Annotated in this window: 21 protein-coding genes and 1 tRNA gene; 17 read left to right on the top strand and 5 right to left on the bottom strand. The window is 55.5% G+C overall.

The window, feature by feature from the left end; translation table 11 throughout:
* The 8 genes from OSH09_RS14255 to OSH09_RS14220 all read left to right on the top strand — a co-directional run bounded on the left by OSH09_RS14255 (nucleotide 1) and on the right by OSH09_RS14220 (nucleotide 8,319).
* A complete protein-coding gene (locus OSH09_RS14255) occupies nucleotides 1-801 on the top strand; it encodes an aspartate dehydrogenase (protein ID WP_266121346.1) in 801 nt (266 codons plus the stop codon).
* Between the two features lie 25 nt (nucleotides 802-826).
* Nucleotides 827-2,314 (top strand): aldehyde dehydrogenase, encoded by a 1,488-nt coding sequence (locus OSH09_RS14250; RefSeq protein ID WP_266121345.1) that lies wholly within the window; start codon nucleotides 827-829, stop codon nucleotides 2,312-2,314.
* Nucleotides 2,315-2,428: 114 nt separating this feature from the next.
* Nucleotides 2,429-3,400 (top strand): VOC family protein, encoded by a 972-nt coding sequence (locus OSH09_RS14245; RefSeq protein WP_266121344.1) that lies wholly within the window; start codon nucleotides 2,429-2,431, stop codon nucleotides 3,398-3,400.
* 90 nt (nucleotides 3,401-3,490) lie between these two features.
* Nucleotides 3,491-3,709, top strand: a complete 219-nt coding sequence (locus OSH09_RS14240; protein ID WP_266121343.1) for a recombinase-like helix-turn-helix domain-containing protein — start codon at nucleotides 3,491-3,493, stop codon at nucleotides 3,707-3,709.
* Nucleotides 3,710-3,753: 44 nt separating this feature from the next.
* Nucleotides 3,754-4,773 (top strand): aromatic ring-hydroxylating oxygenase subunit alpha, encoded by a 1,020-nt coding sequence (locus OSH09_RS14235; RefSeq protein ID WP_266121342.1) that lies wholly within the window; start codon nucleotides 3,754-3,756, stop codon nucleotides 4,771-4,773.
* Between the two features lie 78 nt (nucleotides 4,774-4,851).
* Complete coding sequence (locus OSH09_RS14230) at nucleotides 4,852-5,820, top strand: PDR/VanB family oxidoreductase (RefSeq protein ID WP_266121341.1); 969 nt, start codon at nucleotides 4,852-4,854, stop codon at nucleotides 5,818-5,820.
* A 174-nt stretch (nucleotides 5,821-5,994) separates the two neighbouring features.
* Complete coding sequence (locus OSH09_RS14225) at nucleotides 5,995-7,002, top strand: porin (RefSeq protein ID WP_266121340.1); 1,008 nt, start codon at nucleotides 5,995-5,997, stop codon at nucleotides 7,000-7,002.
* 30 nt (nucleotides 7,003-7,032) lie between these two features.
* The gene (locus OSH09_RS14220; RefSeq protein WP_266121339.1) at nucleotides 7,033-8,319 is read left to right on the top strand and encodes an MFS transporter; all 1,287 of its coding nucleotides are present in this window, start codon (nucleotides 7,033-7,035) and stop codon (nucleotides 8,317-8,319) included.
* Between the two features lie 70 nt (nucleotides 8,320-8,389).
* On the opposite strand, the gene OSH09_RS14215 is transcribed toward OSH09_RS14220, so the two are convergent.
* Nucleotides 8,390-9,283: a c-type cytochrome gene (locus OSH09_RS14215; protein WP_266121338.1), complete on the bottom strand. Its 894-nt coding sequence runs from the start codon at nucleotides 9,281-9,283 to the stop codon at nucleotides 8,390-8,392.
* A 242-nt stretch (nucleotides 9,284-9,525) separates the two neighbouring features.
* Between OSH09_RS14215 and OSH09_RS14210 the strand changes: the two genes are divergently transcribed.
* The 7 genes from OSH09_RS14210 (at nucleotide 9,526) to OSH09_RS14180 (ending at nucleotide 15,980) form a co-directional block, all read left to right on the top strand.
* Nucleotides 9,526-9,600, top strand: a tRNA-Arg gene (locus OSH09_RS14210).
* Nucleotides 9,601-10,108: 508 nt separating this feature from the next.
* Nucleotides 10,109-10,630 carry a Csu type fimbrial protein gene (locus tag OSH09_RS14205; RefSeq protein ID WP_266121337.1) on the top strand — a complete coding sequence of 174 codons (522 nt, stop codon included), beginning with the start codon at nucleotides 10,109-10,111 and terminating at the stop codon, nucleotides 10,628-10,630.
* A gap of 47 nt (nucleotides 10,631-10,677) precedes the next feature.
* Nucleotides 10,678-11,190 carry a Csu type fimbrial protein gene (locus tag OSH09_RS14200; protein ID WP_266121336.1) on the top strand — a complete coding sequence of 171 codons (513 nt, stop codon included), beginning with the start codon at nucleotides 10,678-10,680 and terminating at the stop codon, nucleotides 11,188-11,190.
* The gene (locus OSH09_RS14195; RefSeq protein WP_266121335.1) at nucleotides 11,190-11,732 is read left to right on the top strand and encodes a Csu type fimbrial protein; all 543 of its coding nucleotides are present in this window, start codon (nucleotides 11,190-11,192) and stop codon (nucleotides 11,730-11,732) included. The genes OSH09_RS14200 and OSH09_RS14195 overlap by 1 nt, the downstream gene beginning before the upstream one ends.
* Before the next feature lie 8 nt (nucleotides 11,733-11,740).
* Nucleotides 11,741-12,529: a fimbrial biogenesis chaperone gene (locus OSH09_RS14190; RefSeq protein ID WP_266121334.1), complete on the top strand. Its 789-nt coding sequence runs from the start codon at nucleotides 11,741-11,743 to the stop codon at nucleotides 12,527-12,529.
* 22 nt (nucleotides 12,530-12,551) lie between these two features.
* Nucleotides 12,552-14,993 (top strand): fimbria/pilus outer membrane usher protein, encoded by a 2,442-nt coding sequence (locus tag OSH09_RS14185; RefSeq protein ID WP_266121333.1) that lies wholly within the window; start codon nucleotides 12,552-12,554, stop codon nucleotides 14,991-14,993.
* 12 nt (nucleotides 14,994-15,005) lie between these two features.
* Nucleotides 15,006-15,980, top strand: coding sequence for a Csu type fimbrial protein (locus OSH09_RS14180; protein WP_266121332.1), 975 nt, complete (start codon nucleotides 15,006-15,008; stop codon nucleotides 15,978-15,980).
* A gap of 141 nt (nucleotides 15,981-16,121) precedes the next feature.
* On the opposite strand, the gene OSH09_RS14175 is transcribed toward OSH09_RS14180, so the two are convergent.
* A complete protein-coding gene (locus tag OSH09_RS14175) occupies nucleotides 16,122-16,898 on the bottom strand; it encodes a class I SAM-dependent methyltransferase (RefSeq protein WP_266121331.1) in 777 nt (258 codons plus the stop codon).
* The gene (locus OSH09_RS14170; protein WP_266121330.1) at nucleotides 16,895-18,955 is read right to left on the bottom strand and encodes a TonB-dependent receptor domain-containing protein; all 2,061 of its coding nucleotides are present in this window, start codon (nucleotides 18,953-18,955) and stop codon (nucleotides 16,895-16,897) included. The genes OSH09_RS14175 and OSH09_RS14170 overlap by 4 nt, the downstream gene beginning before the upstream one ends.
* Nucleotides 18,956-19,385: 430 nt before the next feature.
* Between OSH09_RS14170 and OSH09_RS18300 the strand changes: the two genes are divergently transcribed.
* Entirely contained in the window at nucleotides 19,386-20,462 is a 1,077-nt protein-coding gene (locus OSH09_RS18300) for a bifunctional transcriptional activator/DNA repair enzyme AdaA (RefSeq protein ID WP_323178768.1), read from the top strand.
* Between the two features lie 171 nt (nucleotides 20,463-20,633).
* On the opposite strand, the gene gshA is transcribed toward OSH09_RS18300, so the two are convergent.
* Complete coding sequence (gshA, locus tag OSH09_RS14155) at nucleotides 20,634-22,217, bottom strand: glutamate--cysteine ligase (protein WP_266121329.1); 1,584 nt, start codon at nucleotides 22,215-22,217, stop codon at nucleotides 20,634-20,636.
* Between the two features lie 193 nt (nucleotides 22,218-22,410).
* Between gshA and OSH09_RS14150 the strand changes: the two genes are divergently transcribed.
* Nucleotides 22,411-22,941, top strand: coding sequence for a hypothetical protein (locus OSH09_RS14150; RefSeq protein WP_207873073.1), 531 nt, complete (start codon nucleotides 22,411-22,413; stop codon nucleotides 22,939-22,941).
* Here the strand turns inward: OSH09_RS14150 and OSH09_RS14145 are convergent.
* Nucleotides 22,871-23,146: a response regulator transcription factor gene (locus OSH09_RS14145; RefSeq protein WP_207873074.1), complete on the bottom strand. Its 276-nt coding sequence runs from the start codon at nucleotides 23,144-23,146 to the stop codon at nucleotides 22,871-22,873. The two genes, OSH09_RS14150 and OSH09_RS14145, sit on opposite strands and share 71 nt — an antisense overlap.
* Nucleotides 23,147-23,281: the final 135 nt, after the last annotated feature.

The raw sequence follows: 23,281 nt of genomic DNA, 5'->3' as shown, positions 1-23,281 counted from the left end.
ATGCTGAATATTGCAGTGATTGGTTGCGGGGCCATAGGAGCGGCTCTGCTACAAACAATCCAGAATGACAAAAACCTGCGTGTGGCCGCTGTGATCGTGCCGCCAGGCTGGGTCGATCAGGCCCAGGAGATCGTGGGTCGTTTTGCTCCGCAGGCGCAAATTGTTAGCCAGGTACCCGAGCAGGGGATTGACCTGCTGCTTGAAGTGGCAGGGCATTCCGCGATTGTAGGCCATGTGCTGCCCGCCCTACGCCGTGGAACGCCTGCCATCGTGGCCTCTGTTGGCGCTCTGTCCTTCCTGGATATGGTCGAGCAGTTGGAAACGGCTGCCATGATGGGTGGTACACGTGTGGAGTTGATTGCTGGTGCCATTGGCGCGGTAGACGCTATTGCCGCTGCCCGTATCGGTGGTCTGGACAAGGTGGTGTACACAGGCCGTAAACCGGTTCATGCCTGGCAAGGCACCCCTGCAGAACAAGCTTTTGATCTGGATAGTCTGCTTGTGTCCACGGTGATTTTTGAGGGTAGTGCTCGTGAAGCCGCACGTCTTTATCCTAAAAACGCGAATGTAGCGGCAACCATTTCCCTGGCGGGACTGGGCCTGGATCAGACCCAGGTGCGCTTGTTGGCAGACCCGGCGGCAAAACGTAATACACATACCGTGGAAGCCAGCGGCGCGTTTGGCGAGTTATCGCTGACGATGAGCAACAAGCCTTTGGCCAGTAATCCTAAAACATCGGCATTGACAGTGTTTAGTGCCGTGCGTGCTTTGCGTAACTACGCCGATGCCTTGGCGATTTGAGTCAGCAACAGGATTAGAGGATTTTATGATTTCTCAGAACGTGCTCGATATTTGTGTGGCAGGGCAGTGGCGTCAGGGCAATGGCGAGGTGTATGAAAGCCTTTACCCGGCGACGGGGGAACCTGTCGCACGTGTGCGTGCGGCATCTGAAGAAGATGTGCTGGAAGCGATTGAGGGCGCTGATCATGCTTTTCGGCGCAGTGGCTGGGCACAGAAGCTGCCACATGAACGCGCAAAAGTTTTGCACAGAATTGCGGCCTTGATTCGTATTTCTGCCGAGGACCTGGCGCAAAAGCAGCGTCTGGATAATGGCAAGCCGATTACTGAAACCCGTGCTTTGGTTGCCAGCGCGGCTGCTACCTTCCAGTACTTTGCAGCCGCCTGCGAAACGCTGGAGGAAACGATCACTCCTTCTCGTGGCTCTTTTGTGTCCATGAGCGTGTACGAGCCGATGGGCGTGGTAGCGGCAATTACACCCTGGAACTCACCCATTGCCAGCGAAGCACAAAAAATGGCGCCTGCTTTGGCCGCTGGCAATGCGATAGTGGTGAAACCCGCTGAAGCCACCCCTTTGATGGCGTTGGAATTGGCCCGGATTTGCGAGCAGGCCGGGGTGCCTGCAGGCATGGTTAGTGTGTTGCCTGGCAAAGGCTCGGTGATTGGGGATGTGATCACGCGTCACCCTCTGGTCAAGCGCGTTTCTTTTACGGGCGGCACCAGTACCGGCAAGCATATTGCTCGTATTGCTGCGGACAAGATGATGCCAGTGTCCATGGAGCTGGGTGGCAAGTCGCCCACGATTGTGCTTGACGATGCGGACCTGGATCACGCCGTGGCCGGTGTGCTGTACGGCATTTTTAGTAGTTCGGGTGAGTCCTGTATTGCGGGCTCTCGATTGTTTGTGTCAGCCCCGATTTACGACAAGTTTCTGAGCCGCCTGACAGCGGGGGCGCAATCCTTGCGGGTTGGGGATCCAGCTCGTGAGGATACCCACATGGGACCACTGATCAGTGCTCGGCACCGAGACAGCATTGAACGCTATGTGGCGCTGGGTATTTCTGAGGGTGGGGTGATTCGTAGTGGAGGGGTACGCCCTGACCATGCCGGCTTGAGTGGTCGCCTGCGCAACGGTTATTTTTACACCCCCACCATTATCGAAGGGCTGACGAATCAAGCCCGTACGGCCCAGGAGGAAATCTTCGGTCCTGTACTAGTGGCCATGCCTTTCGAGGATGAGCAGTCTTTGATCGAACAGGCAAATGACAGTGTGTATGCCTTGGCCTGCGGTATCTGGAGCCGGGATTTCAAGCGTGCCTGGCGCTTGGGCCGACAAGTACAAGCCGGGACGGTCTGGATCAATACCTACAAGCAGTTTTCTGTCGCCACTCCTTTCGGTGGCTGGCGAGACTCGGGCTTGGGACGTGAGAAAGGCCGGGCCGGGATTTTGCAGTACATGGAACAGAAAAGTATGTATTGGGGGACGAACGAAGACCCGATCGCCTGGGCGCGCTAAGGCCGGATGCAGGTGAGCAGGGATCAGGCTGCTGGTCTCGCCGGACGCGCGCAGTGGTCGCCTTCTGGCCCAGCAAGATCAATTCCATAAAACACGGATGTGGATGGAGCGGAGATGAGCATATTAGGCATTGATCAGATTACCTACGGTGTGGAATCACTGGCCGAGTCTCGTCAGTTCTTTCAGGACTGGGGCTTGAGCCTGGTACACGAAAGTACCGATACCTTGAGCTTTGAATGCCTGAATGGCTGCACGGTTCTGGTCGTGAATACGCAGCATGTGTCATTACCGGCTGCCATCGAAGACGGGCCTACCGTGCGTCAAGTGGTGTGGGGCGTAGAAAATGAGGCTGATCTGGATCGTTACGCTGCTGCGCTGCGTGATCAGCCCGGCTTCGCGGACGCGTTGGTACAGGATGTGCGTCGCGTGTCCTGCCAGGATCCGAACGGTTTGGCCATTGCTTTGCAGGTCACCCGCAAGCGTGAGGTGGAGGTGGACAGTACGGCCATGAATACCTGGGGCGAGCGTCCTCGCGTGAACCAGCCTGCTCCCATCTACGAGCGTGCCACACCGATTGAAGTGGGTCATGTCGTATTTTTTGTGGCGGATGTTGAGCGCGTTGAACAGTTCTATGTGGAACATCTGGGTTTTGTATCGTCGGATCGTTATCCCGGTCGCGGTGCTTTCCTGCGCTGCTCACTGGATGGAGGACACCATGATCTATTTTTGCTGCAGCTACCTAGTGGCAAGCGTGGCATCAATCATGTGGCCTTTACGGTGCGCGATATTCATGAGGTTTTTGGCGGTGGGCTGCATTTCTCCCGTTGTGGTTGGGAAACCCAATTGGGTCCCGGTCGGCATCCAGTCTCTTCCGCCTATTTCTGGTATTTCCGTAATCCAGCCGGTGGCCTGATCGAGTATTACGCTGACGAAGATCAGTTGACGGCGGACTGGGAGCCACGGGAGTTTGAGCCTGGCCCTACTGTATTTGCAGAATGGGCCATTGATGGGGGCCTGGATGGCCATACCCGACGTCAGAAAGCGGCTCAGGCCCCCGAAGGCGCATTTTTAACTGAGAAAAAATAGCAGGGATTGGGCAGCGGCCCAACGGGCAGATTCCAGAGAGATGATTAGCCCGCTAATTTTTGGCATTTTAAATGTATTTGAGGAGGAATTATGTCTGTGCGATATCTCCAGCCCCAGCAAGCCCTGGAGCGCGAACCTACCTTGTACGAAGACCTGCTCGGTGATGCGCTGGAGCGTGCTTTTGCCAAGGGTGCCCATGACCTGGCCAGTTTGGTCGAACAGCTCAATCGTGAGGGTATTGCGACCCCTGATGGGCATGCCTGGACAGCAGAAAACTATAGCGATGCGATTGCCGTATTGGCGCAGTAAAGCTTGATCGCTGACATCCACCTATTCCACCCGGGGAGACTTCCATGAACACTACGCCCGACCAGGCTGTTGATCACCTTCTGAAGATTGGTTTGAAGAACTTGTGGTATCCGATTTGCCCTGCCTCTTTTATCAAAGAAACTCCGGTTGCCATGCGTCGTCTAGGGCACAAGATTGTGCTGTGGCGCGATACGAAAGGCCTGGTTCACGCTTTGCTGGACCGCTGCCCACACCGAGGAGCACCGCTGTCACAAGGGATGGTGTTGGGGGACCGTATTTCCTGCCCCTATCACGGCATTGAAGTGCGCAGCGATGGAGTGGTGACGCGAGTTCCGGGTAGCCCAGGGTGCTCCCTGGAGGGGGCACAGGCGGGTCGCCGTTTCCATGTCCGAGAGGCCTCCGATACGATTTTTCTGTATAACGACGCCCTACCGGTGGACGAACCCCCCGAGCTGGTCCTGCCTGAAGAATTGGCTGATCAGGAAACCTATTCCAGCTTCCTTTGCTACAACGAATGGAAGAGCGATTACCGCTACGTGCTTGAGAACGTCATGGACCCGATGCACGGCGCTTTTTTACATAAGCAATCGCACTCGATGGCCGAAGGTGAGATCCAGGCCAAGTTCAGCATTCGTCAGACTGATATTGGCTTCGTGTTCGAGAAGGACGGCCAGCGTGATGTGAACTTCGACTGGACTGAATGGGCGGATACCGGAGTGCATTGGACGCGTCTGGAGATTCCCTATCCAAAGACCGGTGGCCCTGGTGGCAACTTCATTATCGTGGGCTGTGTGACGCCTATTGATGATCTCATGTGCTCCGTCTTTTTCTGGCGCATCCGTCGTCTGCCCAAGGGCTGGAAGCGGGATACCTGGCGTTTTCTGTATCGCAATCGTCTGGAAGCCCGTCATTGGCAGGTGCTGGAGCAGGATCGTGTTTTGTTGGAGGACATGGAGCAGGATGCTCGTGATTACGAGAATCTGTATCAGCATGATCTGGGCATTGTGCGCTTGCGTCGGCATCTGCGCTCGCTGGCGCAAGGACAAGTAGAGGCCAGTATCTGATTCTCTGGCAGGTGGCCCGCGTGGCGGGCTGGTGTTTCCGATATCGCCCGCTGTTGATGGTGGGCAAGGTGTTCCCTTATGTCTACCCCCACGCTCACGGCGCGCGTTTACGCCATGCGTTATGAAGCAGATGGCATCGTCAGTGTCGAGTTCCGTCCGGCAACGGAGCAGTTGGTGTTCCCGCCTTTTGAGCCGGGCTCGCACATTGACTTGTATCTGCCCAATGGCCTGGTGCGCAACTATTCCTTGTGCAATTCCCATACCGATGAGCAGCGTTATGTGGTGGCGGTTTTACATGATCGCAACAGTCGTGGTGGGTCGTGTTATGTGCATGAGCAGTTGCGGGTGGGGGCAACGATTGAGATCTCGGCGCCACGCAATCATTTCGCCCTGATCGAGCAGGCCCCCAAGTCGGTGCTGCTTGCCGGGGGAATTGGTATTACGCCGCTTTGGTGCATGCTGCAGAAACTGGCCGCGCAAGGGCAGGTGACCGAGCTGTTTTACTGCGCTCGCAATCGCCGTGAAGCAGCTTTTGTCTCCGAGATTCAGGACTTGTGTGAAAGCCGGGATATTCCCTGCCATTTTCACTTTGATCAAGAGCAGGGCTCGGCCCCACAATTGCAAACGCTTTTGGCGGGTCGAGGGCCTGACGCGCATTACTACTGCTGCGGACCGGCGCCCATGTTGGCGGCCTTTGAAGCGGCTTGCCACGCTCTAGGCTATGAGAACGTGCATATTGAGCGCTTTGCGGCAGTACCCGTGAGCCAGGATGTAGTCGATGATGCGTTTGAACTTCGTTTGGCCAAGAGCGACAAGACGATTCATGTTCCAGCCGGCAAGTCAATTCTGGATGCCTTGCTGGATGCCGGAATCAGTATTGAACATAGTTGCAAGGACGGTGTGTGTGGTTCGTGCGAGACCCGCATTCTGGAGGGCGAGGCTGATCACCGGGATGGTGTCTTGTCCGAAAAAGAGCGTGCAGCGGGGCGCAGCTTGATGGTCTGCGTGTCGCGCTGCAAACGCGGTCCGCTGGTGTTGGATATTTAGTTTTCAAGGCAGGACCTTAGGTAGAGGTACAGCATGAAACTGTGCCGTTTTGCTTAGGCCTTCCACTCTATTTTCAGTTTTCTGGCATAGGCCGGTCTTGTTCACAAGATCTGGGCAAGGTCAGCGTGTGCGCGCAGAAAACGGGTCAGCATACTTTTAGAAAGGTTGAAGCTGATGAAAAAACTTAATGGTGTGGTGGGTGCAGCATGCGGATTGATGTGGGCAGCACCGGCGTTCTCCGGCAATCTGGATCTTTATGGCACCCTGGATCTGGCTGTTACACATATGCGCACGGCCGGCCAAACACAAACAGGCTTAGGCCATAGTGGATCTGAGTTTTCCCGCCTTGGTCTTCGTGGTCGGGAAGGCTTGGGCTCGGGTTTCGCTACTGGATTCACTTTAGAGGCTGGCTTGATACCCAATCAGGGTAAAACGGTCAATACAGACGGGATATTCAGTCTTGCAACGCTCAGTTTGTTCAGCCCTTATGGTGAGCTACGTATAGGGCGGGACGATTCAGTCACTTTTCTGAACTCCTTGCTGTTCGATCCGTTTGCGGCCAACGGGGTGGGCACCACTAATTCCTATGCAATGCTGGACAATCTCATCTCGGTCAACAATGCGGTCAGCTATGTCCTGCCACCTGATCTGGGTGGGTTTTATGGTCAGTTTCAGCACGCCTCAGGGCCAACTCATCGCCCTGGCACGGGTAACTATCGCGGTGTCCTCTTAGGCTACGCGCAAGGGGCGCTGGATGTGGCAGTGGCAAGCGCCGTCCAGCAAGACAAGGTGCAGCCTGACTTGGTTCTGCACAATCTGGCGCTTAGTTATAACTTTGGCAGTATCAAGCCGTCCTTGATACTGGCTCAGGAAAAGCGCGGCTCGGAACGAGCCAGTGCGTATCTGCTAGGAGTATCTACCGTGATGGGGCCTCACCTCATTCGCGCCAGTGTTGGCAAATATGAGTCTGACCGTGGGGGACGCCCGAATGACTGGCTCAAGTTCAGCGTGGGCTACGCCTATAACCTTTCCAAGAGTACGCAGGTCTATGCCTCCTATGCCTATATGCATAACCAGTCTGACTCTGCGCAATTTATCCGGCTCAGAGATATGGATGGGCCCACAGGCAGTGCCGGCCGAAGTTCCCAGGGGTATCAGTTTGGTATCCGGAAATTTTTCTGATCGACGTTCCCACAAGAGGAAAAAAATAATATGAAGCCGAAGAATTTTCGCTGGTATGGCGTGATGACCTTGCTGGTTGTTGTGGCCATTTCGTATGTCGATCGCATCAATATTGCGGTGCTGATTACCGACCAGAGTTTTTTGCAGCATATGGGGATGGAGCCTCAGGACAGGTTCAGCCAGGGTCTGCTGGCGACTGCATTTATGGTGGGATATGGCGTGTCCTCTGTGGTGCTGACACCATTTTGTGCTGCCTTGCTGGGTGTGCGCCGCAGTTTGGTCATAGGCCTGATTTTCTGGGGTGTGGTTACCTATGTCTCCCCCTTGATGCAAAGTTACGGGCTGCTGTTGATGTCCCGTGTTTTGCTGGGCATTTCTGAGGGCCCTTTATTTGCCTTGGCGGGAGCGTATATCAAGGCACATTTTGAGGCTAGCGAGAATGGCAAACCCAATTCGTTGGTCAATATGGGTACGGGTCTGGGCTTGGCCATTGGCTACCCATTTATCGGGTTCTTGCTGAGTTCCCATAGCTGGGATAGCTCTTTTCATATTTTGGGCTTGATGAATATTTTGCTGGGTATTCCGCTCGTGTTGGCCTTTGTGCGTATGCCCACCGCAGGGGGCGAGCAGTCCAGGCCTGCCAGCGCACGGACAAGTTTGCAGCAAGTGGGGCAGATTATCCGCGGCTCCTTGCAAACGCGGCATCTGCTGTTGATCACCTTGCTGACGTCGGCTTTTTTGGCTTATCTGTGGGGCAGCAGCAACTGGCTGCCAACCTATCTGAAAGAGGCGCGCGGTTTCAATTTACGGGACCTGGGCTGGATCGCTTCTTTGCCACAGTACGCCACGATTGCAGCCGTGTTTATCGGCGGCATGATTATCGACCGCTTGTCTCGCGAGCGTGTGCCTTTGATTTTTGTGGGGGCCGCTACCGGAGTGGGGCTGTTCATCTGGCTGGCGATCAGTGTGTCTGACCGTTATGTTGCTGCTACGTGCCTGATTGCTGCCAACTTTTGTTGGGGCTTGGCCAGCCCCGCTATTCCCAGCACAGTGCAGTATTTTTCACAGGCCCAACATGTAGCAAGCGCCTTTGGCGTCGTGAATGGCGTAGGGAGTCTGTTTGCGGGGCTCATGCCTGCGCTTATGGGGTGGGTTATTGCTCACTTTGCAGATGGGAATGCGGCTAGCGGGGCAGGTTTCGCTGCTGGTTTCGGAGTCTTGATTGGGACGCAGTTGGTAGTGGCGATATGCGGGTTGGTGTTGTACTTACAGGAGCGCCGAGGTCCGCATAGTCTGGCCACACTTATCAAGTCGTAAAAAAAAGCCCGATGAGTGTTCATCGGGCTTTTTTACTTGGAGGTCCTGTGCAGTGAGCCTTTGCGTAACCTTACTTGGCGGCGTTAACCATGTGCTGAATAGCAGCACGGATTTCGTCGTCAGAAGCTTGCGAGCCGCCGCGTGGAGGCATGGCGCCTACACCGTGAATGGCTTTTTGAACCATAGTGTCCATACCGGATTCGATATATGGCTTCCAGGCTGCTTGATCGCCAAACTTGGGCGCACCGGCAATACCGGCAGCGTGACAGGCAAAGCAAATGGTGTCATACAGCTTGATACCGGCTGGGTCGACTTTGGAGTCGTCTGCAGCAGCGGTTTCAGTGGCTTTAGGCGCGTCTGCGGCAGGCGCTTCGGCTGGCTTGGCATCTGCAGCAGGAGCCGCTTCTGTCTTGGCCGCGTCAGCTTCTTCGCCTTCCGGAGCAGGAGCCTCAGGTTCTTTGAAGTCAGCGCCAGCAGCATTAGCCATGTAAGCAACGGCACGAGCCACTTCGATATCATCCAGCGATGGGTTGCCGCCTTTGGCAGGCATGGCGCGGATACCGTGAATAGCGTTTTTGACCAGTTCGTCCTGGCCCAGCTTGATCAGCTCGCCCCAAGCACCTTTATCGCCAAATTTAGGCGCACCGGCCACACCGGCGCCGTGACAGGCGGTACAGGTGGTTTCGTAAACTTGTTGGCCAGTTTTCAGTTCTTTAACGGCGTTGGCGTCAACCAGTTTGAAACCGGCAACAGGCTGAATGCGGGCAGCAATGGCTTCAGGGGAAAGGGCGGCGGAGCCAGCACCAGCACCCATGGTGGACGTCACCAGGCTGACCAGCATGACAATAATCGCGATGGGCACCAAGAAAGCCAGAGCCACGGTCACAAGCAATTGTTTAGGGGTTTTGATCATGGCTGAGTGACCCTCGTTGTGTTCTTCGGTTTTTTGTTCCGTGTTGCTCATTATCGGATCCTGCGAGTTCGTACAAGAAATGACGGGAGGGCCTTTACGGCCACCAATAAAGGCTTGCGCCTACCTAATGGGTGCGCGCAAGGACGTGTCTACCAAGCCACCGACCCAAATTGCGCAACACCGGATTATAGCGGAGTGTATCGCTCTTGTATCTGACTCTTGATTTAGGGCAGGCATAATTGCCTGATTGATGCTGAAAAAAATCCCAAACTCGCGCTACAATAGTTGGCTTGGCGTCCGTAGTTCAATGGATAGAATTAGGGTTTCCGAAGCCCTCGATACAGGTTCGATTCCTGTCGGACGCGCCATAATATCTTGTTTTTACAGAGGTTTTCAGTCGTCAATAAAACTGGGCCTTGTATGCAGTCTGTAGTATCAGTCAAGCAAAGCAGCCATCTGGCTGCTTTTTTTGTGCCTGCGCGCTTTGGATAGGGGCACCTATCGTCAAGTTGAGGGCACCTAATTATTGATCTGGGTTTTTTGTCCTAGGTCAATTTGGCGAAATTGATAAGGATATTGTTCTGAAACTCAAGCTACGAAAAACGTGACCTGATATTTTTCAGGCAGGGTGGCAAGAGGAGCAGTTAATTTCATCAGCAAGTAGATAGGCGACTGATTAAATGACATTTAATCTTTGTAAACGGATGTTTTATAACGAGAAAATATAAAAATTTTTTATTGAATGTATGTTCTTTTTATATAATGAATGAGATTTATTCTTGTTTTGTCTGAAAGGAATAATCGTTTGTTGTAGCTGTCAGGTTTTGTGTTGGTTCAAGTCACGTATTTGGAGCAATTATGAAGAAAACTTTAAAGATGATGGTTATGACAATTGCCATGTTGGGTGGCAGTTCTGTGTGCCTGGCAGCGGGGCAGATCCAGGGTAGCCTGGATATTCAACTGACGATTGGCGAGGGGTGTGCAGTAATGAATGGTTCGTCCTCCCCTGCGGGGGTGAACTCATTTGGGAAAATAGATTTCGGTACGCAGTCGTCTTTGACCACCAGCTCGATTGATGCGCAATCGACATCCATGACTACGGGCGAGATTCAGTTGAACTGCACGACCGGGGTGCCGTATCGGGTAACACTCGGTCCAGGACGAAATGCGGCGGGTGATAAACGCAATATGAAGCATGCCACGGCCGTTAATTTGATCACGTACGACCTTTATCAGGATGCGGCACGTGTTCGGCCTTGGAATGAAAGTGCGCCATTGACGGGGACAGGGACGGGGGCCGCGGTTAGTTTGACCGTATATGGCCGTGTTCTCAAGGCCGCCACGACACCTCCTGCAGGTCAATATAACGACACCGTTCTCGTTACCATCGCCTGGTAAACCGCCAAGTTTCTTAAGCGGCGGCTCTCTTTCTCTGAACCTTTGTCATGATCAAGCCCTTGAGCATCCTCTTGATGTTGCTGTTTGCGGGTGGTTCAGTGCAGGCCGCCAGCAAACAAGCGGTTATTGGTATCAAGTTGACCGTGGAACAAGCCTGCGAGGCTGGTAGCCGGACCTCAGGGGCGACACTGAGCTTCGGGGTGCTGGACATGGGTACGGTTCCAACCTTGCTTAATCAGGTTCAGGCAAGTGGGACGATCAATGGCGCGGGTGCGATACGCGTGAAGTGTGCGCCAGGCGTTGGTTACAAGGTTTCTTTGGGCAAGGGACTGAACAGTGGAGGTGGGCTACGCAAAATGGCGGGGCCACAAGGCGGACTTATCGAGTACGGCTTGTATCAGGATAGTGGCTATACCCGAATCTGGGATGACACCCATGTGCTAAGTGTCCAAGGGACCGGCAGCGAGAAGCTGCTGCCCGTGTATGCCGTGGTGAAACCACAGCGTACCCCGGCAGCCGGTACGTACCGTGACACGGTCCAGGTCTTGGTGGAATGGTGATGCATCAATTTCGTTCGCACCTGGCTTGTTTTGCTCCGGCCCTTTTGATGCTCTTGGTATCCGGGCAGGGGCATGCAGAAACCCGGCAACTGCCCATGCTGGTGGTGGCGGCCATTACTCCAGGCTGCAGATTGGGGAGTACCCAGACCGATGTTGGCAGTTTTGGGGATATTGATCTGGGGTCGGTTGCCAATATGGAAAAGCCTATCCAGCGTGCCTCTAGCACTGGAGCTGGCTCCATCGTCATGAACTGCACACCAGGCACCAATTATCTAATCTCCATTAATGATGGTCTGTCTCCTTCGGGAGTGGCTGGACAACGTCGATTGAGAAGTGTCGCGCCTGGCGAGGCGGCATTTTTGACCTATCAGCTCTATCAGGATGTCGCCTATTCCAGGATATGGGGGGAGGGTGCGCAAGCCAGATCGGGTACCGCCAAAGGTGGGGTAGAGGAGTTTCCTGTTTATATCAATGTAGCCGCCAAGGCTGATGCAAGGCCTGGTGCGTATTCCGATACTGTAATTGTGACTGTCTCCTACTAAGGGTTCTCATGATGAGAGTCGTTGCTCGGGTGCTGTGTGTTTTCCTTAGTAGCCTGTTCGGTTCTGCCGTGGCGTTTGGGCAATCGTCTCTATTGATTTGGCCGATAGATCCCACGATTGAATACGATCAGAAGGGGACCGCCTTATGGCTTGAGAACAATGGCAGCGCGCCGATTCGAGTGCAGGCGCGTGTCCTGGCCTGGCATCAGGAAGCGGGGGAAGAGGTTTACGCGGAGCAGGAGTCGGTAATTGTCAGTCCGCCTGCTGCCGAGATTCAGGTAGGACAGCGACAGTTACTACGCTTGGTGCGCATTCAAGCTGTTGCGGCAAATACAGAGCACGCCTATCGAGTGTTGATTGATGAGATCCCCCGACCGGAGTTTGAAGCGGCCTCTGGTCCACCGGGGATTATCTCTCCTGGCTCCCGCATCGGCCTGGCCCTGCAGATGCGTTATTCCGTGCCCTTGTTTGTCAGCGGGGAAGGCGTTTGGACAAGACAGGACTATCAGAAGCCCCGCGATATGAGTAAAGCCACGCAGCCCCAGCTTACGTTCCGGTTGGAGTCACATCAGGGAGATCAGTGGCTTGTGCTGGTCAATGACGGGCCTGTGCATGCACGCCTGTCCTCGGTTTTTTATCGGCAGGGTACACGTGCGGTATGGGAAGTTCCGGGCTTGCTGGGTTATGTGCTGGCGCGCTCCGAAGCACGCTTCAGGTTGCCCCAGCGAGTTAGTGGTGGTGTGCTGAGCGCAAAAATGAATGCCAGTGTGGATGAGCGAGTTATTCCTCCTAGGTAACCCATAACCGGATCCGCATGCCATGCACCGAAATCACAATACATACCAGAACATGGCTTATGGACTGGCTGTGACGCTGGCGTCCGTTTTTAGTACAGGCGGCATGGCCTGGGCGAGTGACGAATCAACAGCGTTCAAGCTCCCCGATACAACCTTGTATCTGGAGTTGGTTGTCAACGGTCAGCCCAGAGGGGAGATTCTCGCGGTGCCTTATCGTCAGGGGCGCTACTACCTGCCTGCTGAAACCTTGCGGGGGCTGGGTGTATCGGTTGCCGGGCAACACACAATGGTGGCAGTGGATCAACTGGAAGGTGTCACAGTGAGCCATGACAATGCCAGGCAGCAGTTGCTTATTGATCTGCCGCCTGAATGGCTGCCCAAACAATGGCTGAGTCAGGGCCAGAGGCAGTACGAGCCCGCTAAAAGCAGTACGGGCCTGCTGATGAATTACGACATCTATGCCAGCTCCCGTTCCGCGTATGGTTTGCGTACCAACCGGCTTGCCGCCTGGAGCGAGCAGCGGCTGTTTAGTCCATACGGAATACTGTCCAATACTGGTGTCTGGTATTCCGGTTCTCACCGACGGGCAGATCGGGATCAAACTCGCTATTTGCGTTATGACACCAGTTGGTCCTACAGCGATCCCGACTCCATGCGCAAGTATGTGCTTGGGGACCTTATTACGGATTCCTTGGCTGCCTCCAGTTCGGTGCGTATGGCAGGCGTGCAGATTGGCAGAAATTTTGCCACTCGTCCGGATCTGGTGACTTACCCCCTACCCGTCTTTGCAGGCCAGGCGGCCCTGCCCAGCACGGTGGATTTGTTCATCAATAACTACAAGATGGACTCGTATCAGGTCAACCCTGGCCCATTCACTGTGCAGACTCTGCCTTATATCAATGGAGCGGGTAGCGCGACAGTCGTAACTCGTGATGTGCTGGGTCGTGAACTGAGCAAGGAGGTGTCGTTTTATGTATCGAACGATTTGTTGGCACCCGGTCTGACCGATTACAGCCTGTCTGCAGGGGTAATGCGGCAGCGGTATGGGCTGGAGTCCAATCGATACGGGCAGCCAGCCTTATCCGCGGTCGTTCGTCATGGTGTGACGCCGGGATGGACCATGTTCGCGTGGGGAGAGGCTGCTCGAGATCTACATAACGTAGGTGTAGGTGCCAATGCGAAACTGGGGGACTTCGGGGTTCTGACAGGCTCGTGGGCGACCAGTAAAGTGGGCGACTATGGGCGGGGCTCGGCACAGATTCGGAGGGGGTTGTATTGGCTGGAGCGGCGGCCCTACTACGGTGACACCTTCAGGCAGGAGCCGATGGAGCCGGGCCAGGGTCAGCAGATTTCTTACGGATACTCCTATAGCTCCTCACGATTTAGCGTCAGTATCCGGCGGACCCAGCGCAGCGCGCAATACGCCAACTTGGGTGTATACCGCAATGCGGCAACCTTGAGTCGACGAGAAGATGTGGTGACAGGGAGTGTGGCCTTGGGGAAAGGTGGCACCTTGGGGATGGCGTGGGTGGATTCGCAAGATATGGCGGGGCGGCGGATTCGTCTGGTTAACCTGTCCCACAGTATCAGTGTGGGAAATAACGCGTTTCTTTATACCAGCTTGAACCGGGAGATAGGTCGCGGCGTCAGTGTGCAATTGACTCTGTCCATTCCCTTGGATGATTACACAAATACGAGTGCGTCTTTTGTAAGGGACAGCGAGGGGCGGCGTTCTGGACAACTGAATTATCATCACTCCGCCCCGGCCAGTGGTGGCCTGGGTTACAGCGTTGGGGTGAGTGATGGTCAGGCGCAGGAGCAATATCGGCGTGCAGATGCCTCCTGGTCAACGCCCCAGTACACGGTGCGCGGCGGTGCTTATGGGACGCGCCGGGCCAGTACGGGTTGGGCGCAGTTGAGCGGTTCGCTTATCGGGCTGGGAGGGCAGGTGTATGCGGCCAATACGGTCCATGATGCATTTGCAGTGGTGTCGACCTCTGGCTATCCAGACGTACCTATCCGCTATGAAAACCAGTACCTGGGCAAAACGGATAGCAAGGGCTACTTTTTGATCCCGTCCATGACGGCCTGGTATCCCACACACATTCAGATTGACCCCATCGATTTGCCGGCTGACGTAAAAATTCCGAATGTGGAGAGCAAGGTGGCTGTGCGTGCGGGCAGTGGCTATGTCGTGGACTTCAAACTGAAAAAGCTACGTGCGGTTTTGCTGCGTTTGCATGACAGCAATGATGCGGCCTTGCCTCGCGGTAGCCAGGTCAGGGACGAGCTCTCTGGTGCGACTGCCTGGGTGGGGTGGGATGGTGAGGTTTATCTGGAAAATGTACTTGATCAGCTAAACCTGCAGGCGGTGCGTGGAGATGATGGGCAGGAGTGTCGGGCATCAATTCCATTGCCGCCGACGGACGGTGTGATCCGTCTTGGTGTTGTGGCTTGTCAATAAGGAGGCAGTGTAATGACCCGACCTTCTCACCATGGCCGAATGCGCTGGTTAATGCTGATTTGGCTGTTAGCGTGTTTCCGACTGGGAACCGTGTTTGCTCAGCCCGCGGCGGGAGCTAACTGCTCGGGCGGTCAAACTTACATGGTTGATTTTGGGCAACTGGATTCGATTCAGGCGGCGACTCAGCGAGTTGAGCGTGAGTTTGATGCCAGCTTCAAATGCAACACCTTCAGTTTGAGCCTGCTTACCGGCTCTCAGCTCTGGATTACGGTCAGAAGTGTTAATGGCTATCGCTTGCGCAAAGCGGACTCAAGCAGTGTTGCGTATCGAATCTATCTGGATGGAGGCAGGGCCAGGGAGCTGCACGATGGTCAGGAAATAGAGATTTCATCGACTGTAAATTTTTTCGGCAGCGAGGCCTTGTCTCGGAGAAAACTCTATATACAAACCCAAGCGGGTGCCCCTGACCTGACGGTTGGCCGGTTGACCGATACCTTGTCTATTACGTATCGATGGAGTGTTTGCACCCTTGGAACGGTGTTTTGCCTGTCTAGATATAACGGCTCAGCCACGGTCACGGTGAATCTGGCGCTGGGTATCGCTGCAGCTTGCGAGTTTCGGACCAGCCAGCCCCGTGTGGATTTTGGGGCGTATCCCTTGGTCTCACAAATAGCGGATGTGCAGACCGATATAGCATTTGTGTGCACCAATAGCTCGGCCTACAACATTCATATCAGTGATGGTGACAATGTGCAGGGTGCGTGGCGAAGAATGAAAGGGGTGAGTGGCGTGTCCAGCAACAGCTATATCCAATATCAGTTGTATGCCGCCAATAGTGATCTTGTTATTAACTCGCTTAATCGTCGGCCAGGCCGTGGCACAGGTCGGCCAGAGGTGCTGTCTATCGTGGGTCGTGTGAATAAAACACAGGCAGATGTTCCTGTAGGAAGCTACCAGGACAGACCGGTCATCATTATTGAATATTGAGTAGGGATGACAAATGCCGGTGCAAACGACCGTATGGGTTAGTGTTGCGGCAAGAGCTGCAAACTATCAGTAGCTCCCTGCTTACCGGCATTGCCATTTTTTCCGCTCTGGACTGGGTCTGATTACGTGTTATGCCAAAGGTTATTGAGCTTCAGCACAAATCACATAGTCATGCCCATGACGCAGACCACCCAGGGTCTGATTCAAAGCCAGGGCTTGCTGACGTAAGGCCTGGACATGCTCGGACAAAGCCATCGCCAGGTTACGGTCCTTCAGGCGACGCAAGCGCCCATCACACATATCCAGTTGACCGTGGATGAAGCTATCACCGTAGCGAATTCCAAAGCGTTGCGCATCTACACAGCGATAGCCGGATTGCCGCAGATGGCGCAGTACCCAGTCCATCGGATACTCGCGATACGGGCGCTCGCCTGCCAGCAGCAGGCAGGCATCACGCAAGCGGCCTATCTCCACAATCAATTTGCCTGCCGGGTCCGTGCTGCTGTAGGGCACATAGGGCTCCAGACCAATAATGTAGAGACGCTGGCCGGTAAGCGGTCGCAGGCGGCTGAACAACTGGTCCTGGGTGTAGGGTGCAAAACCGTCGATTGCACCCAGCAGGTAGTCGGCCAGGACCGTATCAAAACGCTCACCTTGCAGAAATTCCGGGTCGCTCCAGTTACCCACCAGCAGGCGGTCTTCGGGGCGCTTTTGTTCCCCCAGCTCGCGGGTGACTTGCTCGGCCATGCCGGGAGAGGCCGTAATGGCCGTCCAGCGTTCTGTCTCCAGCGTTAGCAGCCAGCGCAGTGAACCTTTACCGGTGCCTGCATCCAGAAAGTTGCCCCAGGGACGCTCGCCCTGCATGTCGGCCACGATCTGGTAGAGGCGGCTACCCGTGTGTATAGCGGTTTTGCTCAAAATTCCACCTGTATGCCAGCCAGGATATTGCGTCCCATCAGAGGAGCTTGGCGGGAAATGAAGGAGGTGTGCCGGTAGGCCAGCTTGTTCAGCAAGTTATTTCCTCGCAAGTACAGGGTGTAGGTGTTCTGATCCAGATGCAGGCGGTAGCTTAAACCCATGCTCAACAAACCGTAAGACGGCGAACGTTCTTCGTGTTCGGCCACACGGTCCTGGGCAAAGGTGTGGGTGTAGCCGACAAAGCCGGACCAGTTTTGCCAGTTCAGATCAGTCCGGATTCCCAGACGGGCGGCGGGCATGCGGGGCAAGTCGCGGCCAGGATTACGCAGTTTACCGCGCACCAGATCGCCGTAGAGACTGACCGAGGCCCAGGAGGTCACGGGGTAGGAGGCTTCGGCTTCCAGGCCCCAGAATTGAGCCTTGTCCTGGCTGTACTGGATAAGCTGGAAGTCTTCGTGACGGTCCAGGCTGCGGCCATAGATATAGCCCGAGCTGCGGGTGTAGAAGGTGCGCAGGTCAAAGCGCAGATCCCCCAGGTTCTTTTGCAGGCCCAGGTCCACGCTGTGGCTGGTTTCCTTGTCCAGATTCGGGTCACCACGTTCATAGCTGAGGGTGGCAAAGTGCACGCCCTTGGCAAAAAGCTCCTGTGCCGTGGGCAAGCGCTGCGAGCGGGACACGGACAGGCTGGCGGCGTACTCCGGTGCAAAGTCCCAAACCGTTCCCAGGGAGAAGGAGGTGGCGGTGCCTTTGCGCCGTTCCAGCGTTTGCGAGTCAGGGGTGACGGTTTGCCATTCCTGGCGTGCGCCCATCTCTAGACGCCAATTGTCCCAGTTCACGCTCTCCAGCAGGAACAGGCCTTGGCTGCGAGTGCGAGTAGGTGGGATGAAATTTTCAGTGCCGTCTCGGGATGCAAAATCAGATTGGCTGGTTTGCAAGCCGATTACCCCTTCAAAGGGGCCCCAGGGATTGTGTTCCATCTCCAGGCGAGTGTCGTAGCCGCGGTTGGTGAAGCGGGTGCCAGCAATATCACCGTCTTTTTCTACATGCTGGTAGTTGGTAGTGCCAGCGCGCAGGCGGGCACGTTTGAAGCCGGGCAAGGGGTCGCGCAGTTCGCCTCGGATATCAAAGCGTTGGGTACGCAGGTGGGCGGTCGCCGAGTGTTCATGCTCATGGCCGTGGTCGTGGCTGTGTCCATGATCGTGGTCATGCCCGTGGTCATGGCTGTGGCCGCCGCAGTGCAGGGTGGCTCCGTGCGGGTGGCAGTCCTCGTATTCGTGGCTGTGGCCGGGCAGACCGTAGCTGTCTTCGCGATAGGAGTAGGCTGCACCGATATAGCCTCGATCCCCAATAAAGGACAGGCCTACGCTGCCGGTGTCACTGCCGGAATTGGAGTCTTTGACGTGGGTATCCGTCCAGTTGGGGACACGGTAGTCGCGGCTGCGATGCGAAGCTCCCTCTACGTGCAGGGCGATATTGCCTTCGCCTGCTGTCATTTCTACGGCCCCCATCTTGCCGCGATCTGCGGTGGAGCCTTGGGCGCGAACAGTGCCTTCAAAGCCCTTTTCTGGAATGGCTGTGGGGATCTTGCGATCCAGCACATTGACCACGCCACCAATAGCGCCACCGCCGTAGAGCAGGGCAGAGGGACCACGCAAGACCTCAATGCGCTCAGCCTGCCAGGTGTCTACCGTAATGGTGTGATCGGGAGAGATAGCCGAGGCATCCATGACTTCTGCGCCATCACTAAGTACTTTTACGCGCGGTGCGGTCTGGCCACGGATGACCGGACGGCTGGCCCCGCTGCCAAAGCTGTCTACGTGTATGCCAGCTTCACCATCCAGCAGTTCTCCCAGGGTGCCGCTGCGACGCAGCTCCAGTTTGGGGCCTTGCAAGACCGTGCTGGCCGTAGCCAGTTCTGTTTGCCGCAAGGCCAGGGGGCTGGCGGAAATTCGGATAGGGGCCAACTGGGGGACAGGATCTTCAATTTCATTAGCGTGTGCAGAAGCGCAAAGCAGTAAGGCCAGGGTTAGGGGTAAGGGGCGTGGCTTGAAAGGCATCTCATCTTCCGGTTTGTTAATTTTCGAGATGTTATAACATAACAATAATTTTTTAATTAGATAAAAAAAACATTTCAAGTAGAGGGGGCTTGGTGGTGTTGGCGCAGTCCGAGGTGCAAGACATCGGGTGAAAAGTACACACCGCAGGTCACAACCGGGGTAGCGCTGAAGGCAGACTTGGACAAAATGCTGGCCGGGCCCTTCCAGACCGTTAGCTTTTCCCCCGCCGGGGCAGCGGTGTATCAATTAGGTCAGTTCGGAACCGCTTCCAAAAAGCTCAAGCAGCTTCAAGTGAGTCAATAGCCCGCTTGCATAATGCAGGTCGCGTAAGCGCGATGGGACGCGGCCTGTATGGAAAAAATCTGACAATCTTGAAATAGACGCCTGAAAATCGACTGTCCGTTTGCGTATTTCGGAGTAAAAATCCGACATGCTATTTGATCTTCCCGATTTCCAGACGCTATACACAGCCCTGCTGAGCCGAGATGAACGCTACGACGGTCAGGCCTTCGTCTGCGTGTCCTCCACGGGCGTGTTTTGTCGCCTGACTTGCCCGGCCAGAAAGCCCAAAGCCGAGCATTGCTCCTTTCACGCCACGATTGGCGAATGTATCGAGGCGGGCTTTCGACCTTGCAAGCGATGCCATCCGCTGCAGGCGGCGGCCTTGGAGGACCCCACCATCACCGCTCTGTTGCGAGAGCTGGACGCCAAGCCGGGTTTGCGCTGGTCAGAGGGGCATCTGGAGCGCATGGGCTATGACTTGTCGACGGTACGCCGCAGCTTCAAACGGCACTTTGGCATGACTTTTCTGGAAATGGCCAGACAGCGTCGTTTGCGCGAGGGTTTCGAGACGCTGGCCACGGGCGGCAATGTAATTGCCGCGCAGCATCAGGCCAGTTTCGAGTCGGCCAGTGCGTTTCGGACTGCATTTGCCCGTTTGTTGGGGTGTGCGCCTGCGGTGTTGCGTACCGATGGCTTGCTGCGAGCCACCTGGATTCCCACCCCCTTGGGGGACATGATGGCGGTCAGCAGTCAAAGCCATCTGCATTTGCTGGAATTCGTGGATCGCAAGGGTCTACCGGCTGAACTCAAACGTTTGCAGGCGTCGATCAAAGATGGCATTGGCATTGGTGTGATGCCGCCGTCAGAGCAAGCGGCTGCCGAGCTTGCCGATTATTTCGCAGCGCGTTCCGATCGCTTCAATACCCCCTTGGCTTTGACCAGTGGCAGTGCCTTTATGCAAGAGGTCTGGCGGATCTTGCAAGACATCCCAGCCGGGGAGACGCGCAGCTATTCCGAGATCGCCCGTCAGATAGGACGACCGACCGCCGTGCGTGCGGTGGCGCGGGCGAATGGGGCGAATCAGATTGCCTTGATGATTCCGTGCCATCGCGTTATTGGTGCTGATGGCTCCCTGACCGGCTATGGGGGCGGTTTGTGGCGTAAACAGCGTTTGATCGAGATTGAGCGCGCACTCAAGAGGGCGAAGCAAGCAATGCTCAGCTAAGCAAGGGGCTGATGGAGAGATATTCAGGCCAAACAGCTTGTTCTGGCGTGTTCGTGCAGGATGGCAAGGTGCATCTGGAAATAAAAAAGAGCCTTAATGAACAAGCCCCAAAAGCCAGTTCGTTATCCAGGCGTTTGGGGCGGTTCAGAAAAGCGGATTGTTTAAGCGGCCTTAGCTGTTTTGCACTTCGGGAGGAATCAGATTGCGTTCGTAACGCTGAACGTAATCTTCAAAGGATTCCTGGTCCTGGGCTTCGATATCAATCTGGGCCTGCAAAGAGGTTTTGGCCTGTTGCTCGAAAGCGGCTTGTTTGTCGGCGGACAAAGGATGAGCCAACAAGGTTTCGTGATGCTCGCGGCTGCGTTGCAAGGCGTAGTCGTGAAAGCTCAGGCCTGTGTCACGCAAACGGCTCAGTACCTGGGCCGAAGGCGTTAGTGCCGGGTCTTCCAGTTTGCGAATTTGGGCTTGTACCGCTTCGGTGTGGCCTTGGGTATTCAGGGCCTGATCCAGCATTTGTGCGTAGGGCAGCAGAGATTCCAGAATCTCGTGGCCCCAGTCTTGCAGGCTGACGCTTTCCTTTTGCTGATTGGTCAGCATCAGGCCGGGGCGACGGCCTTCGCGCACGACAGTTGCAAAGTTGCTCTTGCTGTCCTGGCAGTAACCGCCGTCCGGGAAGAAGGGGCTGTCTTGTACGGTACAGAACAGCAGGAAGGTGTCCAGGAAGCGACAGGTCTGCTCGGAAATGCCGGTAGGCGACTCAGGGTCGATGTCCAGGCAACGCACTTCGATGTACTCCACGCCACGCTGGGCCAGGGCCGTAGCCGGGCGCTCGCTGCGCTGGGTGGTGCGCTTGGGGCGAATGCTGGAGTAGTACTCGTTTTCGATTTGCAGAATATGGGTGTTGAGCTGAATCCATTCGCCATCGCGGTGGGTGCCCAGTTTTTCGTAATCGGGCCAAGGGGTCACGGCAGCGTGATACATGCGCATCACAAAGGTGTCCAGGTCGTTGTAGCAAAGCTGAAGCTCAGCCTGGGCTTCCTTGTTGTGATAGCCCAGATCGCTCATGCGCAGGCTGGTAGCCCAAGGCATGGTCAGCGTATCGTCATCGACCTTGTCCAGATTGTTGCTGCGACCTTGCAGGAAGTTGGCGTCCAGCACGGGCGAGGCACCAAACAGGTACATCAGCAGCCAGGAATAGCGGGTGAAATTGCGGATCAGCGCCAGGTAACCGTTGGAGCGCTGGTCTTGCAGATTGTCGCCACAGACATTCAACAGAGGCCAGATGCCATCAGGCAGGGAAAAGTTGTAATGCACCCCGGCAATACACTGCATGGGCTTGCCATAGCGCTCGGCCAGACCGCGTCGGTATACATGCTTGAGCATGCCGGTGTTGGATTTACCGTACCAGGCAATGGCAATGTCTTTCTCGGCTGGCAAGAGCGCGGGCATGGACTGGTTCCAGATTATTTCCTGGTCTAGCTTGCCCGCTACAAAGGTATGAATATCGGCCAGTTCCTGCAGCACGTCCTCGACCCGGTCTTGCGGCTCGGTAATCAGCTCCAGCAGGGCTTCGGCGTAATCGGTGGTGATATGACCGTTGGTCAGGGCCGAACCAATCGCTTGGGGGTGGGGAGTATTTGCCAATTGGCCCAGCGCATCGACGCGCAGTCCTTCTTTTTCGATGCCACGCAAGATTCCCTTCAAAATCTCGGGATTCTGTTGCAGGGCAAGGCGGCGTTCGTGGCTGGTGTTCATGGTGGTGTTTCCCACTTTCGAAATCGGGTGCAAGATACGGGACTGTTCAATGGGCGCAGGCCCGTCTATAAATAGTAGTCCGACCAGGCTTGCTTTGTTAAGTTGCGCCAAAAGGCGTGTCAGGCAGGGCGAGTATAAGGCGGCTGTTCAGCCAGCCGATGAAAAGCATGAAACGGGATATGGGATTAGCACCATGATGATCAGGCGCATTACCGCGGTACTGGCGGCTTTCTTGATGTTGGCAGCCTGCAGTCCGGAGTTTAACTGGCGCAAGGTTCAGCTTGAGCAAACGGGCTTGTCGGCCATGCTGCCGGGCAAACCAACCACCAGTCACCGACTGTTGGATTTCGAGCACTACAAGCTGGATTTTTACCTGACTACTGCCACGGCCGGTGGGCAAAGCTATACCGTAGGCCACGTTATTTTGCCTACAGAACTGCAGCAGGACGAGGCCGCTCGTCAACGCTTGTACGAGGCTTTGCACGAGTCTCTGCGCGAGAAGTTCATACCCGATGGGCAAGTCAGCGAGAAAAGCCAGATTCAACTGCCACTACCCGGACAGATCTTTTACATGACGCGCGATGTGGGCGGGGTGGCCTTGCGGCTGGAAGCCATGATCCGCATCGAGCCGGGCTGGCTGGTGCAGGGCTTTGTTATGACGGATTCCGGGAAGGCCCCGGACGCGGCACAGGCAAAGGTGTTCTTTGACGGCCTAGCTCGCTAGCCGGGTCGCCGCTGATCAGGTGCTGTTGCAAGGCCAGGGTAATGGCAGCCTGACGGCTATAGACGCCAAGCTTGGCGTAGGCGTTCTGGAAGTGGAAGTTGATCGTGCGTTCAGTGATGCCCAGGATGATGCTGATTTCCCAGCTAGTCTTGCCATGGGCAGCCCAGTTCAGGCAGGACTGCTCGCGTGCAGTTAAATGCGTCACGGTAAAGCCATTCCTCATGCATTCGTGGTAGACGTCGGGCCAATGTACTCAAATTTAGCTTAGCTGGCAGACAGATGTGCGTGAAAATAATGATGTAAATCAAAGCATTGTCTTTTCGCTGACATTACCTTTGTC

Source organism: Alcaligenes parafaecalis (assembly GCF_026344135.1).
GTDB lineage: Bacteria > Pseudomonadota > Gammaproteobacteria > Burkholderiales > Burkholderiaceae_B > Alcaligenes > Alcaligenes parafaecalis.
This window is presented reverse-complemented; position numbering and strand designations above follow the sequence as displayed.